The sequence below is a fragment of the Anaerococcus nagyae genome (assembly GCF_040364225.1).
In the GTDB taxonomy this organism is placed as follows: Bacteria; Bacillota; Clostridia; order Tissierellales; family Peptoniphilaceae; genus Anaerococcus; species Anaerococcus nagyae.
The window spans coordinates 1,081,101-1,095,098 of record NZ_AP031484.1; the positions used below are offsets into that span (position 1 = coordinate 1,081,101).

The 13,998-nt window shown below is 27.6% G+C and carries 17 protein-coding genes; all 17 read right to left on the reverse strand.

The genetic code is table 11. The features are described 5' to 3' along the window. Positions 1-3: 3 nt before the first annotated feature. Positions 4-717, reverse strand: coding sequence for a hypothetical protein (locus ABXG81_RS05280; protein ID WP_117521577.1), 714 nt, complete (start codon positions 715-717; stop codon positions 4-6). 182 nt (positions 718-899) lie between these two features. Further along, positions 900-1,637: an HAD family phosphatase gene (locus ABXG81_RS05285; protein WP_117521575.1), complete on the reverse strand. Its 738-nt coding sequence runs from the start codon at positions 1,635-1,637 to the stop codon at positions 900-902. 20 nt (positions 1,638-1,657) lie between these two features. After that, complete coding sequence (locus tag ABXG81_RS05290) at positions 1,658-2,170, reverse strand: hypothetical protein (protein ID WP_181965124.1); 513 nt, start codon at positions 2,168-2,170, stop codon at positions 1,658-1,660. Next, positions 2,170-2,652: a metallophosphoesterase gene (locus ABXG81_RS05295; RefSeq protein ID WP_353528450.1), complete on the reverse strand. Its 483-nt coding sequence runs from the start codon at positions 2,650-2,652 to the stop codon at positions 2,170-2,172. The genes ABXG81_RS05290 and ABXG81_RS05295 overlap by 1 nt, the downstream gene beginning before the upstream one ends. 1 nt (position 2,653) lies before the next feature. Beyond that, positions 2,654-3,232, reverse strand: a complete 579-nt coding sequence (rdgB, locus tag ABXG81_RS05300; RefSeq protein WP_117521571.1) for an RdgB/HAM1 family non-canonical purine NTP pyrophosphatase — start codon at positions 3,230-3,232, stop codon at positions 2,654-2,656. A 50-nt stretch (positions 3,233-3,282) separates the two neighbouring features. Continuing rightward, entirely contained in the window at positions 3,283-4,761 is a 1,479-nt protein-coding gene (locus tag ABXG81_RS05305; protein WP_117521569.1) for a hypothetical protein, read from the reverse strand. Continuing rightward, positions 4,745-6,193, reverse strand: a complete 1,449-nt coding sequence (locus tag ABXG81_RS05310) for a HAMP domain-containing sensor histidine kinase (RefSeq protein ID WP_209813947.1) — start codon at positions 6,191-6,193, stop codon at positions 4,745-4,747. Before ABXG81_RS05310 ends, ABXG81_RS05305 begins: the two co-directional genes overlap by 17 nt. Next, positions 6,184-6,882: a response regulator transcription factor gene (locus tag ABXG81_RS05315; RefSeq protein WP_353528453.1), complete on the reverse strand. Its 699-nt coding sequence runs from the start codon at positions 6,880-6,882 to the stop codon at positions 6,184-6,186. The genes ABXG81_RS05310 and ABXG81_RS05315 overlap by 10 nt, the downstream gene beginning before the upstream one ends. Next, on the reverse strand, positions 6,872-7,774 hold the full coding sequence (locus ABXG81_RS05320) for an ROK family protein (RefSeq protein WP_209813945.1): 903 nt from the start codon (positions 7,772-7,774) through the stop codon (positions 6,872-6,874). The genes ABXG81_RS05315 and ABXG81_RS05320 overlap by 11 nt, the downstream gene beginning before the upstream one ends. Positions 7,775-7,788: 14 nt before the next feature. Continuing rightward, on the reverse strand, positions 7,789-8,745 hold the full coding sequence (locus ABXG81_RS05325) for an RluA family pseudouridine synthase (protein WP_316110966.1): 957 nt from the start codon (positions 8,743-8,745) through the stop codon (positions 7,789-7,791). Position 8,746: 1 nt separating this feature from the next. After that, positions 8,747-9,289: a DUF6648 family protein gene (locus ABXG81_RS05330; RefSeq protein ID WP_245325694.1), complete on the reverse strand. Its 543-nt coding sequence runs from the start codon at positions 9,287-9,289 to the stop codon at positions 8,747-8,749. A 44-nt stretch (positions 9,290-9,333) separates the two neighbouring features. Then, complete coding sequence (locus tag ABXG81_RS05335) at positions 9,334-9,756, reverse strand: hypothetical protein (protein WP_117521557.1); 423 nt, start codon at positions 9,754-9,756, stop codon at positions 9,334-9,336. A gap of 1 nt (position 9,757) precedes the next feature. Next, entirely contained in the window at positions 9,758-10,702 is a 945-nt protein-coding gene (locus ABXG81_RS05340; RefSeq protein ID WP_117521555.1) for a TIGR01212 family radical SAM protein, read from the reverse strand. Then, positions 10,695-11,063 carry a DUF1292 domain-containing protein gene (locus ABXG81_RS05345; protein ID WP_117521553.1) on the reverse strand — a complete coding sequence of 123 codons (369 nt, stop codon included), beginning with the start codon at positions 11,061-11,063 and terminating at the stop codon, positions 10,695-10,697. The genes ABXG81_RS05340 and ABXG81_RS05345 overlap by 8 nt, the downstream gene beginning before the upstream one ends. A gap of 10 nt (positions 11,064-11,073) precedes the next feature. Further along, complete coding sequence (locus tag ABXG81_RS05350) at positions 11,074-12,459, reverse strand: hypothetical protein (protein WP_316110964.1); 1,386 nt, start codon at positions 12,457-12,459, stop codon at positions 11,074-11,076. Positions 12,460-12,476: 17 nt separating this feature from the next. Next, on the reverse strand, positions 12,477-13,217 hold the full coding sequence (locus ABXG81_RS05355; protein WP_316110963.1) for a peptidylprolyl isomerase: 741 nt from the start codon (positions 13,215-13,217) through the stop codon (positions 12,477-12,479). After that, the gene (locus tag ABXG81_RS05360) at positions 13,217-13,969 is read right to left on the reverse strand and encodes an RNA-binding protein (protein WP_353528456.1); all 753 of its coding nucleotides are present in this window, start codon (positions 13,967-13,969) and stop codon (positions 13,217-13,219) included. The genes ABXG81_RS05355 and ABXG81_RS05360 overlap by 1 nt, the downstream gene beginning before the upstream one ends. Between the last annotated feature and the right edge of the window lie 29 nt (positions 13,970-13,998).

The following is a 13,998-nucleotide window of genomic DNA, read 5'->3' on the forward strand; positions in this document are numbered from 1 at the left end:
GCTCTATTGATATCTTTCTAATACTTCTCTCATCAATCCCCTAAAATAATACTCAGCATATATATCAACAATTGTTTTATATAAGTAGGAAACTGATTTTTGATATATTTTTCTTGTTTGGTTTATTGTTATATCTTCTGTGTATATGTTATTAGTATCAAATCTCAATTGTTTATGCGTTGATTGATCCAAGATATAAATTTCATCTTTTATCTTTAGATCACAAAATTTTCCCATATTATCTTTAAGTTTTGACACCAAGTCTTTGTCATCATAAATCTTATCTTTGTAGGATAAACTTAATTCTACGAGTTTAGGATCAAGTCTATTATAAGCTCCGTATATATTATTCATTAGATATGTTACACCAAATTCATTTATTAAATCACACTCTAATTCATCAATCATTTTTTTATCCTTGAAAGCTCTATATTGAGCTTTAATAGATATTAAATATTCATATCTATTAAGATCTGAAGTTATAGATGATTCTAGAGTATTTATGATTTGATCTATATCACTTAGATTCCAAAAATATTTCTTAAGATTTTTCATTACATAATCTTTTGCGTAGTAATCATTTTTAGAAAACTTAACAAAGTTTTTATCATATAATAAAGACATAAGTGTGTTAAATGAGTATATATCTTCATTTATTAAAAAATTATATTCAAGTTTTTCAATTATAGGATATTGTTCACTAACATTTGCCTTCATTAATTATTACCTCGTGTAACTATTCTAACATAAAATATCATATTATTATTTAGAAATATTTTTCTAAAAAAACAAAAAAACTAAATTATTAGTAAAAATATACGTATATAATTTATTATTGTATATATTACTAAGAATTTAGCTCAAAAGAATTTTAAAATAAAAATTTATACATTAAATTTTTAAAACTTTTTAAAGCTTGCCTTCATATCATTTAGTCTAAAACTATAATTGACATCTTTTCTTTCTATGTCAATTACTGTTTTAGCTCTTAATTCATTATCTGTATAAAGCTTATTAATTAGTTCATATGAAGGATTAATTGCATGTGGATTCCCTACAAGTTGAAACATAGTTATATCTCCATTAGTATCTCCATAAGCATATGAACTGTCTAAATTAAGATTATACTTCTTTTCTAACATCATTACAGCATTTAATTTACTACGACTATCCCACATTGGAGTTACTTTTCCTGTAAAAATATTGGTATCATCAAATTCATATATGGTTGAAATACTTTCGTCAGCACCATAAATTTTTCCAAAATGTTCTACCAAAAATTGTGGAGATCCAGAAATAAAGAAAATTTTATATCCAGTTTTTTTATGATTCTCTACTGCTTTTTTGGTAACCATATAAACTTTATTTTTATTTTGATTTATAACTATATTGGAGTACTTATCAATAGTATCCTTATCTAATCCTGCAAGCTTTTGTTGGTATACCAAAGAAGCTTTATCTAAATAATCTTCATAAGCACCAAGTCTATTTTGATATTTATCATATAAAGGACCTATTTCATTTTCCCAAGCTTCTTTTGCTATTACTCCATCAGCTGTTAGAAGCAAAAAATGTTCAATTAATAAACTATTTCTAAATAGAGTGCCATCAATATCAAAAAAAGCTGCCTTTTGCATACAAATACCTCTTTAGTTAATTATTTATCTTCTGATTCGAAAACTATCTTAGCTTTGCTAATCTTATCATTTTTTCTACTAGCCTTAACTGTATCAGTTTTACTAATCTTTCTTGTATGAAATTTAGTATTATTCTTTTCTTTATTTTTCTTGTTTTTACTTGCTTTGTAAGAGTTACTTTTTTTACTAGCTTTTCTTAATGGTTGATTATTATTTAACTCTTCGTTGTTTATTTTTATAGAAATAATCAGGTCTATAATGAAGCATGTAAATACCCCAACCAAAGCTGCTGAGCCTAAAAATATGGCAATCCATGCTAGGTATAATCCTCTTGGACTAGTAAATATTGATATGGAATATATCAATAATATTATTGATACAATACCTATAACTATTGATGGTATAAATTTAGTAAATTTCTTTTTTGACAAAAAATGTATTAGTAAGCTAATTATTATATTCATCACTACTATTATTGGTAGTATATTAAGTTCCGATGAATACTGGTTTATTATATTTATTAAGCCTGTCATTAATTAACCTCACTAATTTTTATTCTTTGTATACTGATTAAGTCTTCTTCTAATTCCATAATTAAAAATCCCGGATTATTATCTCGAGGTAATGACGGCGAGCCTGGATTTAGTAATAAAACTTCATCTTCCCTCTTTTGATAATACTTATGAGTATGCCCATGAATTGCTATATCACATCCATTATTCTTTGCTACTTTTAGTATTTTATTATAACCCATATCTACCTCATATTTATGTCCATGAGTTAAAAATATTTTATATCCATTTATATCCAAAATTTTATCATAGGCAATATTTGTAAAAAAATCATTATTACCCTTTACTACATGATAATTTATATTTGTTTCATAGACTATATTTTTTACATCATCCACTCCATCACCTGCATGAATTAATAAATCTATATCGGGATTAGAGATAATATAGTCACTTACATATGAATATAAACCATGTGTGTCACTTGTAACTAGTATTTTCATCCTAGTTCTCACTTATATATTCTTTAAATTTATTAAATGCTTTTGCCCTATGAGAAATTTCATTTATTTCTTCTTTAGTCATTTCACCTAAAGTTTTATTTAGCCCTTCTGGTATAAATATTTGGTCATAACCAAATTCATATTCACCTATTTCTTCTAAGGTTATTGCTCCTTTTAACCTACCTTCAAAATAATGAGTATTTTTTTCTTCGTCTATATAACATATACAAGTTTCAAAATAAGCATAACGATCATTTTTATCAGAAAGCTCATTTAGTAACTTATCACGATTATCTTTATAGCTTGCATCTTCTCCCGCATATCTATGAGATTTAACTCCTGGTCTATTATCTATAGATCTAACAAACAATCCAGTATCATCTGCGATAGTTGGCTTATCTAAAATATCATTTAAAGCTTTGGCTTTCTTATAGGAATTTTTTTTTAAACTATCTCCATCTTCTACAACCTCGAAATCATCTAATCCATAGTCCTCTGGAGTCTTTAAAACTATATCATCTATCATTAATTTTATTTGATTTACTTTATCTTTATTTCCAGTTGCAAATACTATTTCCATTATTTCTCCTTTAATTATGATATCATTTTAATAAATCTCTTTCAATAAAACTAGTCAGATTCTACTATCGTATTTAAATTTTTAAAAGAATTTTCTAAAAGCTCTGCATTAGACCCTATTTGTTGATCGAATGATACTACACCTGTAGGATTAGGAGTAGATATTGAAAAAATAGGATCTTTTTCAATTTCATTGTCGATAATTTTATGAACTAAAATCTCATCAGCTGTTTGTATTAGTATATAAGCGTCATTGCCTATTATAAAATAGTCTTTAGCTTGAGAATTAATATTTTTGACTTGATCTTTATTAATATCCGAATTAATATTAACTCTTTCTTCTAAATAATTTCTAATAGGTACTTGGCTTGATGCTTTTTTCTGACTATCTTTTGTATATATTGAAGTTTGAATTACCCAAGAACCATTATCTCTTACTATACCAAAATTATTGGATTCTATTATCAGATCATCTGGATTAAAATCAGCTGATTTACTGGTAGCTTCATTAACAACCATATTTCTAAGTTGTTCGTACGCATCATTTTCCCCAGTAAATTCATCTATATTTATTAAATTATTATCCTCTAAATCTTTTGTTGATACCACGCCATATTTACTAATTGTATTATCAGATAAGCTACTTAGATAGGAAAAAGATATGTAATCTAAATCTACATAATTAATTTTTATATTCATATCAAAATCTAGGAAGCTATATCTTTCACTATTCTCTTGCTTATTCATACTATCTTCAATTCTTACTGGAAAAGCTTCTATATTATCATATAAACCAGAAAATCTATTTTTAAATGATCTAACTTTCCAATATTCATCCTGTCCTCTTAAAAAGATATCCGGTGCTTTTTCGTAGCTTATATTTCCATCATCCTTAATACTTAATAAATAAGTATAATAATTATATTCTTGCTGGTTATCAGCTAAGTCTGTTCTTTCTCTAACCCCTATTAGAACACTTGTATCATCCATTAAATCTTTTTGATTTTCTGACTGTGATCTTTCTTTGGCTGCAAGTTTTGCATATTTATCTACGATTTCAGCATCTACACTATCCGATAATCTAGATAAGTATATTATCTTATCATTAGCAATAAAAAATATCTCATCTGGACTTCTTTGTACAAAGTCTCTAGCAAAATACTGACCTTGAGAAGTATCTACTACTACTACATTTTCATTTTTATCTATATTTTCAAAATCATACCCTCTATTTATCAAATAGTCCTCTAAGTTAACATATTTTGAAGTAAAAGTAGGAGGGAAAGCATATTCGTCGTTAAAAGCTACAAGATTCTTACTAATATATAGTTTATCTCCAATTTTGGGATAATCATTATTTGATGCAGTTATTTCTTCTATATCACTAACTTGCCATGTGCCAGCAAGAACAGGTTTGTCAGTTTCTGGAGTAAGTATTAGTTCATTTAATTCTTCTGGATTAGTTTTTGAACAGGCACTCATTATTAATACAAATATGAATAGTAAACAAATTTTAAGCCTCTTTATCATCTTCTAACCTCGGAATTTCTACTATAACTGAAGTACCACTACCATACTTACTTTTTATAATTAACTTACCATCATGAGCTTTTATAATCTCTTCACAAATAGATAGGCCTAAACCTGTCTGAGATTTAGACGAGCTTCCTTTATAAAACTTACTAGAAACAAAGGCTATCTCATCTTCTTTTATTCCTTCTCCGTTATCTTTTATACTTATAGAAACATTACTATCATTTTGTTCGATTAAAATATCAATATCCCCCCCATCAGGAGTAAATTTAATAGCATTATCTATAATGTTTATAAAAACTTCTTTCATTCTATTTTTATCAGCAAATACCATTATCGACTTATATATACTTGTAAAAGTAAAATTAATATTTTCATTTGCTGCTCTTGGTGATAGCTGAGTATGAACTTGTTCTACTAATGATACTATATCAAGCTTATCTTTTTCATATTTAAAAGTACTAGATTGAAGTCTTGAAAAATCAAGTAAGTCTTCTACCATCATAGAAAGTCTATCTCCCTCTCCTTCAATAATACTTAAACCCTGATTTAGCATATCAGTATCTTTTTGAATTTCTTTAGATTGTAAAGTTACCGCCCATCCTTTAATAGATGTAAGAGGGGTTCTTAGTTCATGAGAAACAGATGATATAAATTCATTTTTCATATCTTCTTTTTTTATTATATTTTCACTCATAAAATTAAGTGTAGACCCAAGCTCAGAAAGTTCATTGTTGCCACTAGTATCTGCCTTAGCATTGAAATCTCCTGCTGCAAGTTTTTCAGAAACATCAATAAGCTTTAATATAGGAGCAACTACCTTTTGTGATACGATTAGAGATACAAAAAAAGCTGAAACAATAATAACTATTCCAAATAAAATATAAAAGATCATATCAGCCCTAACTCTTTGGTTAACTTTTTTCATTGAAGAAGTTAGTCTTAAAATACCAGCTTGGCTATCTCCTGCTATTAAAGGATATGATAATGATAGTACTTCTTCATTCGTAGCTTCATTTGTATGATTAAAAGTTGCTTTTTTACCATCTTTAGCTTCCAAAACATCAGTTTTTACCAACTCTTTACCTACTTCACTTGTTGCAGATGAATCAAATAATACTATCCCAGAATTATCTAAAATTTGGACTTGAGTTTCATTGCTCCTATAAAAGGCATTTTTATCACCAATAATTATATCATCAAGATCATATTTATTAGCGTAATTATTAAATTGTAACTGATTTATTTTTGCTTGATTAAGCATAGAACCTACCAAAGATGATTGGTAATAATTTTTTATAGAATTTAAGGCAAATATTTCAAAACCAATTACTACCGTAATTACAAAAAGCATTATAATTCTCATAATTGTATATTTATATGAAGTATTTGCCTTAAAAAATTGATTATCTGTATTTTTTATTTCCATCTATAACCTGTACCCCAGACCGTTTCTATATATTGAGGTTTAGCTGGGTCTTCTTCTATCTTAGCTCTAATTCTTCTTATATTTACATCTACTATTTTAGTATCATTACTATAATTTTCACCCCAAGTTGCCTCCATTATTTCATTACGGGTCATAGCTTTTCCCTTATTTTGTATGAAATTTTTGAGAATAGCAAATTCTGTTGGAGTTACATCTATTTCGTTTTCTACTTTATAAAAAGTTTTAGAATATAAGTCAAGAGTAAAAGGTCCATCAGTAAGAATCTTAGAATTACTTTCTTCTTTTACTTCTGCTGTTAAATTAACTCTTCTCATAAGAGATCTAACTCTTAAAATAAGCTCTTGAGGATTAAACGGTTTTATAATATAATCATCCGCTCCTCTTTCAAGGCCTAATATCTTATCTATATCTTGAGATTTAGCTGACACCATAATGATCCCTGTTTTAGGAGATTTTTCTCTAATAACTTGGCAAACTTCGTATCCACTAATACCAGGCAGCATTACATCAAGTATAGCTACAGATGGATCCTCTTGTTCAAATACCTTAATGGCTTCTTCCCCACTTGATGCTTCTACAGTTTGATAGCCTTGATATTCAAGATTTATTTTCATAAATTGTCTTATTGAGTCTTCATCATCCAGGATCAAAACTTTGTTATTTTCCATTTTCTACCCTTTCAAACGCTATTTTCCCTGCTCCTATAACTCCAGAATCATTTAGATATTTGGCTGGCATTACACTTACATTAAGAGTGTTATTACAAATATCGTTAAATTTTTCAATCATTCCATCCCACCATATATCTTTAGAATGTATAACTCCTCCTCCTATGACTATAACCTCTGGATCAAATATATTTCTAAGGCTAGTTAAAAAATATGCTAGATCTTCTTGATATATTTCTAAAACTTCTTTAGCTTTAGGGTCTTTATAAACTCTTTTCAATATTTGCTCTCCAGTTAGTTCATCACCAGTAAGTTTTTTATAATTTTTAGTAAGAGCGGTACCAGCACAATATGCTTCAGCACAACCATGTTGACCACAAGTACAATAATCCCCACCTGGATGTAAAATTACATGTCCTAACTCTGCGCCTTGAAAATGGGATCCAGATAATAATCCACTTTTTTCATTATAAACAGCTCCTCCGACTCCTGTTCCAAGTGTTACCATAACTATATCCTTGGATTCTGTGCAAGCTCCAATCCATTTTTCAGCTAAAAGTGCTATATTTGCATCATTTTCTACAAAAACTGGAATATCTACAAATTTTTCAACAGCTTTTTTCAAATTTAGACCACTCCATCCATCAATATTACCAGCAAATGTAACTACTCCATTTTCCGCATCTATAAATCCTGGAGTACCTATGCCAATAGCTTTAGCTTCTTTATAATTTAGACCATAAATGGTTTTTTTTATATTTTCTAGAACAACATCACGACCCTTTTTAGCTTCAGTTTCTATAGAATTTCTTTCAAGAATTCTTCCTGTTTGATCTATAAGGCATGCATTAATTTTTGTACCTCCTAGATCAATTCCTATAACTTTATCCATAATATCCTCTTTTTTTATAAATTAAATACTTTATCTTTAAGTCTTATTAATTCATTCTTCTTTTTTGATTCAAAACTTTGTGACTTCAAATATTCTAAATTCTTTATATCATTAAAAATTATTTTATAAGCTAACAAAATTTGATTATCTATACCTAGCTTATCCTTAAGAATTTTATTTGTTTTCTTATCACCATATTTTCTATCACCAATTATTGGAGTATTATTTTTAGCTAGTGAAAATCTTATTTGGTGAGTTTTACCTGTAACAAGCTTACATTCAAGTAAACTGTATTGTCCATTGCTTTCTAAAGGCTTAAAATGGGTTATAACTCTTGATCCATTTTTAGAAGACTTAATTTTATTTCTATTCTCATTTTTTTCTATGCTAGTATCAATTGTAAAAGATTCTTTAACTTCCCCTTTTACTATAGTAAGATAGTATTTTTCAATTTTATCATTCCTAATAGCCTCATTTAGTGATCTTAAGGCAAGCGAGTTCTTAGCCCCTATAACTATTCCTGCTGTATTCCTATCTAATCGATTTACTACTGCTGGATTAAAAGTTTTATCTGCTTTGTTAACTTGCTTTGTTTTATATAAATATGATAGCATAAAATCAACTAAATTATTACCATAATCATTTTTATTAGCTGAGTGTGTCAGTAGACCACTTTCTTTATCCATTAGAATAATATTATCATCTTCATAAACTATATCGAGCTTAAAATCAGAAGGCTTAAAATCCGTTTTAGTAATCCAATTATTATAATTCTCATCAGAAATATACATTTTAATTTTGTCATTTTCTCGAACAAATGTATCCGCCTTAGCTCTCTTATTATTTATTTTAAAATTTTTTTTGCGAATATTCTTTTGTATTACTGATAAAGGAGCATTTTCAAAATATTTTCTTAAAAATCTATCAAATCTTTGATCTGCATCGTTTTTTTCTATTACTATTTCAATCATATTAATAAGATTTATTTACATATGAATCAATAAGAGATTTTCTAGGTTCACTGGAAAAAACTTCATTTTCTATTAACTTTTCTAAAATAACTTTGCTTTTTGAATGTAATATAACTTTTTCTATAGAATTTACATGTATCTCAAAAATTTTTCCTTGTAATCTCTTTGACTTTAAAATTATAAAATAAGAATCAACGTCCTTATAATCAATTAATTCCAAAACTCTAAGAGTAGCTAAGTCTTTAAGATGGTAAAAATTTTCTCTTTGATTTATTAATTTTAAATAACTCTTTTTCTTTTTTGGATTATGAGATATCTCCTGTGCCTTAAGGTTAGTTTTTTTAGCCATTAAATTATAATACTGATAGTTATAAATTGCTTGACTTATATTATTTATTGTTGAAAAAGGTTTCAAATCTAAGTTTTCTATGTAAGCTAAGTTATTTGATAAAAAAGAATCCTTATCTATTTTTGACTCATCTAATAAATCTATAGATTCCTTTCTAAATGTTTCAAATAGTTTTAATTTTTCATTTTCATTCATAATAATTAAAAAACCGCCTCATATGAGACGGCCACGAGTAATTTTTAAAGGTTAGCTTGTATAACTTCAGCTTTAATTGTTTCTGGAATATCTTCTTTTGACCAATCTAAACCTACGTAAATATCTGCTTTTGCATATTCTGAAAGTTCGCTTAATTTTTCAGATAGCTTTTCAATATTGTCTTTATTTATATCTACTAGCTCATATATTCCATCTACATAAACTTTTCCTATATCATAGTCACGAGCAAGTATACCAGCTAAAAATCCTCTGAATGAGCATTTGCAATTGATATCATAAGATTTAGCATTAATTACTCTTACATTGTGATCTAGAATTCTATTTCTTTCTTCATCTGTTGTAATGTAAACAATATTACTAATATCTTTTTCCTTTTCCTTATTAGCTTCTTCTACTAAATATTGTGATTTTCCTGCTCCTGATTGTCCTGCTACGTAATAAAGCATATTATTCCCCCTTAATTTTATCATAAATAACTTTATGGGATTTATCACCTTGTGTATACCCACAGCTATTCATTATCTCAATTATTTCATCTCTAATTAGCCACCATGAAGTATTCCAATTACAAAAATCAGTTTCTTCTTTAGGTGCTCTCCCAACCAGTCTTTGAACGGCTACATCGGGTTTTATATATCTTAAAAATTCTATAACATTACGCTCATATGTTTCTTTGCTAGGCATTTTAACTTCGCCATTTTTATACATTTTAGAAAGCTTAGTACCTTTTATAACAAATAGCGAATGAACTTTTACTTCTTTAATATTAAGTACATTTAAAATTCTTGCAGTTTGTCTAATATCTTTTATATCATCCCATGGTAGAGATAATATTACATGGGCACATATTCTAAATCCATATTTATTAATAAGATTGCAAGCTTCAATAAAATCAGCTAAATCTTCACCTCTATTTAATAGTTCCAAAGTTTTATAATTGGCTGTTTGAAGCCCTACTTCAATAACTATATCCTTACCAGTAATCTCACTCCATTGCTTTAAAAAGATAAGCTTATCCTCTGTAATGGAGTCGGATCTAGTAGATATAGAAACCGCTAGTATATAATCCTTGTCACAAGCTCTTATAATTTCTTTAAATTCAGATAAACTCATGTAAGTATTAGTAAAATTTTGAAAGTAAGCTATAAATTTTTTAGCTTTATATTTTTTACCTATATATTCTCTATTTTTGTTTAACTGATCATCAACTGTCATAAAGGAAGGTAGATTTTCAAAGCTACCACCTGATTCACTGCAAAAAATACAACCACCAAAGCAAGCTGCACCATCTCTGTTCGGACAAGTTAATGATAATTTTACAGGTAATTTATATACCTTTTCTCCATATGTTTTTTTGTAGTAATCACTTATTGTATAGTAAGGATTATTCATCTAAACTTTCTTCATCATGCTCGAATGATTCAATATCTGTGTTGTAATCTTCTACAAGATTATCTATAGATTCATCGTCCCAATAATGAGTAAATAAATGAAAAACTTCTTCTAGCTCTTCTTCATCATCTACTACTTTTAAGTCAATTTCATCATTTTCAAAACTATCTTCATAATAGAAAATATATATTTCATTTGAATCACTAGATATCAAAGCTACATAATCAGTTTGATCAACTGAAAAAACATCAATCAAATAACATTCATCAGTAACTTCACCTAAATCAATTTCTATGACTGCTTTCCCATTATTTTTCAAAAATTCTAGTTCATGTCCATGAAGTTCAATTTTTTCTGCCATATAAACTCCTTTATTCATAAATGTGAGATAACACATCATCTATAACCTCTATTACATTTAAAATGTCATCAAGATTTGTAAAGTAAATGTTATCCTCTCTTTGTTTATATTTTACCCCTAATGATACAATTTTAACATTTAACTTAGAAAAAATAACACTAGAATCTAATGAGTACTGAGTTTTGATTATATCTATATTTTCACCAGTAATCGTTTTATAAGACTCTTCAAATTTTTTTGTTAAATAATTATCCTTATTCATCCAACGCGGTATATTAAGACCTATATTAATATTGCTAGCACTTATATCAGCTGCAATCTTTGTGCGTTCTAACATCTGATCCATGTTTTCTTCTGTCAGAGACCTGTATACAATTATAAAATTAATCAAATTTTCAAAGCTTCTAGCTGTTGATAGATTAATAGAACTTATTAATTGATTAGTATTTGAATTTACACTAAATGCTCCTGTAGGAATTAGCTCTACAAAAGAAGATAAGTGAGTATAGGAAATATCAGTTAAAGGCAAATTATCAAAATCTTCAAGCTTAACAAGACTGATATCTATGTCAGGTTCATATTTTAGATTTTTTTCTAAAAATTCATTCTTATAAATTTTAAAAGTATCACAAAGATCACTTTCATAATCTTCTTTTATAATAAAATCTACATATGCACTGCTTGGTATAAAGTCATATCTATCCCCACCTTGAAATTTGCATATATCTAAATCTACTTTGGACTTAATTTTCCTAATCAAGCTCATAATTGTCTTTATTGCGTTAAGCCTTACCTTATCTAGATCTTCACCTGTATGACCACCTATTAAATTTTCTAAGGATAATCTATAACTCTTAAAACTATAGTCAGGATTAAATCTTTCTACTGGTATTTTAATATTTGATAAGATAAGCGCACTAAACTCATCAGCTATACATTTTGCTTGCTTAAGATTAAGGTTAATTACATTATCACTTCTCATAATATTAGATAAACTAGTATTATAAATAGCTATACTTTGTATATTATTAGAAGAAATCAGTACATCAAAATCATTAGCTGATGTTTCCAGTAGACTTGCTATTATTAAAACTGAGTTAAATAAATTAATATTTTTACCCGAAATAACTTCTCCATCATTTTCTTCTACATCTTCTACAAAAGATATATTATTTGAATCGAAATTATTATCAATATTTAAATGAAGGATAGCTTTTGGGTGCACACCTTTTTTAATATAGTAAGATCCTTTAAGATCAATAACTTCATATTGATGAAAGCAAGCTAAATCAAGTATAAACCTATCAATTAAATTAGCTGTATTCTCAATATTTTCATAAGCCATTAACTTATATATATTTTGTTTTAGATTATTTATTATATTTTCATAATCCATATATTTCGCCTATTCGCCTAGTAATATTTTTTTACCTCAGCTTTTTTTGATAACTCATTTACAACTTTCAAATAGTTTTCTTGTCTTTTTATCATTTGATAAGTATTTTTAACTTGTTCTTTCATTTCATCAAAACTTGCTTTATGTTCATGTTTATCATCAAGCTTAATTATGTGATATCCAAATTGAGATTTAACTACTTTAGATATTTCACCAGCATTAATAGAATCAAGTCCTTCTTGGAATTCTTTTACCATAACTCCCTTAGGAAAAGTTCCTAGGGATCCTCCATTTTTACCTGATGGATCTATTGAATATTTCTTAGCCGCTTCTTTAAAATCTAATCCATTTTTTATTTCATCTAAAATATCATTTGCTTTTTTCTCATCTTCTACAAGTATGTGACTTGCCGTATATGTTATAGGAGAAAATAATGTTTCTTTGTTCTCTTCATAATATGATCTTAATTCGTCATCACTAACTTCAACTTGATCAAGTATCTTATGCATTGCATAGTTTTTTAGCATATTATCACGTACTGAATCAAGTTCTTTTACAAAGTCTTCTTCCTCTTCCATTTTTTTCTCTTTTGCATCAGCAAGTAATAGTTCTTGATTTACAACTTCATCGGCTAATACATTAAAACCTTCTGGTGAATTAAATCTCTCACTATCTTGCATACCTTGCATCAGATCGTAAACATCTGATTGATATATTTTTTTACCATTAACTTCTGCTATTAACTTATTTTCTGTCATTATATCCTCTTTACTAATTCTATCCTATTATCATATATCTTAATGTCGTTATTCTTATAAAGTCTTCCTATAGCTCTTTTAAAACTTGATTTACTCATTCCAAAAGTAGCATCAATCTTTCTAGGACTAGATTTATCAGATAAATAAACGACACCATTATTATCATACAAGTAATCTAAGATTTTATCACTATCATTATTTATTTCTAAATAAGCTCTTTGTCTTAGTGATAGTTCGATCTTGCCATCATCTTTAACTAATTTTACCCTAGCTTCGATAAGTTCTCCTTCTACATGAACTCCTTTTAGTTCCTTTATCCTTAAAAGTGAATCATACTTATCATCAATTGCAATAAATGCTCCAATAGACTTATTGATTGAATAAATTCTACCACTAACTTCATCATTTTCTTTAAAATCATGGTCAGTTGATAATAGATCTCTTATCTTTGAAGTAAGATAAACATATCCATCCTCATTTTCTTTAAAGGCAACTGGATAGACCATATCTATTATAACTCTATAGGTTCTTTCAATAAACGGCATAAAAATATGGTTTTTATTAGGCATTTGAAAATAAACACCTTTTTTATCTATATTAGTCGCTTTTAAACCATAGATAGCATTTATTTTGTAAGGAAAATCACAAGTAGCTTTTAAGGTGTTATTAAGATCGTGATATAAATAGGCACGAACTTTATCTCCTTGATTTAAATATTTAACTTCTTTTTTATCTATTACTGCATCTCCCAACTTAGTTGCAAGGTATGCTTTATTTTTAC

Coding starts and splice junctions, on each gene's coding strand:
- ABXG81_RS05280 (WP_117521577.1), bottom strand. CDS start 717: ATGAAGGCAAATGTTAGTGAACAATATCCTATAATTGAAAAACTTGAA.
- ABXG81_RS05285 (WP_117521575.1), bottom strand. CDS start 1,637: ATGCAAAAGGCAGCTTTTTTTGATATTGATGGCACTCTATTTAGAAAT.
- ABXG81_RS05290 (WP_181965124.1), bottom strand. CDS start 2,170: ATGACAGGCTTAATAAATATAATAAACCAGTATTCATCGGAACTTAAT.
- ABXG81_RS05295 (WP_353528450.1), bottom strand. CDS start 2,652: ATGAAAATACTAGTTACAAGTGACACACATGGTTTATATTCATATGTA.
- rdgB (WP_117521571.1), bottom strand. CDS start 3,232: ATGGAAATAGTATTTGCAACTGGAAATAAAGATAAAGTAAATCAAATA.
- ABXG81_RS05305 (WP_117521569.1), bottom strand. CDS start 4,761: ATGATAAAGAGGCTTAAAATTTGTTTACTATTCATATTTGTATTAATA.
- ABXG81_RS05310 (WP_209813947.1), bottom strand. CDS start 6,193: ATGGAAATAAAAAATACAGATAATCAATTTTTTAAGGCAAATACTTCA.
- ABXG81_RS05315 (WP_353528453.1), bottom strand. CDS start 6,882: ATGGAAAATAACAAAGTTTTGATCCTGGATGATGAAGACTCAATAAGA.
- ABXG81_RS05320 (WP_209813945.1), bottom strand. CDS start 7,774: ATGGATAAAGTTATAGGAATTGATCTAGGAGGTACAAAAATTAATGCA.
- ABXG81_RS05325 (WP_316110966.1), bottom strand. CDS start 8,745: ATGATTGAAATAGTAATAGAAAAAAACGATGCAGATCAAAGATTTGAT.
- ABXG81_RS05330 (WP_245325694.1), bottom strand. CDS start 9,289: ATGAATGAAAATGAAAAATTAAAACTATTTGAAACATTTAGAAAGGAA.
- ABXG81_RS05335 (WP_117521557.1), bottom strand. CDS start 9,756: ATGCTTTATTACGTAGCAGGACAATCAGGAGCAGGAAAATCACAATAT.
- ABXG81_RS05340 (WP_117521555.1), bottom strand. CDS start 10,702: ATGAATAATCCTTACTATACAATAAGTGATTACTACAAAAAAACATAT.
- ABXG81_RS05345 (WP_117521553.1), bottom strand. CDS start 11,063: ATGGCAGAAAAAATTGAACTTCATGGACATGAACTAGAATTTTTGAAA.
- ABXG81_RS05350 (WP_316110964.1), bottom strand. CDS start 12,459: ATGGATTATGAAAATATAATAAATAATCTAAAACAAAATATATATAAG.
- ABXG81_RS05355 (WP_316110963.1), bottom strand. CDS start 13,217: ATGACAGAAAATAAGTTAATAGCAGAAGTTAATGGTAAAAAAATATAT.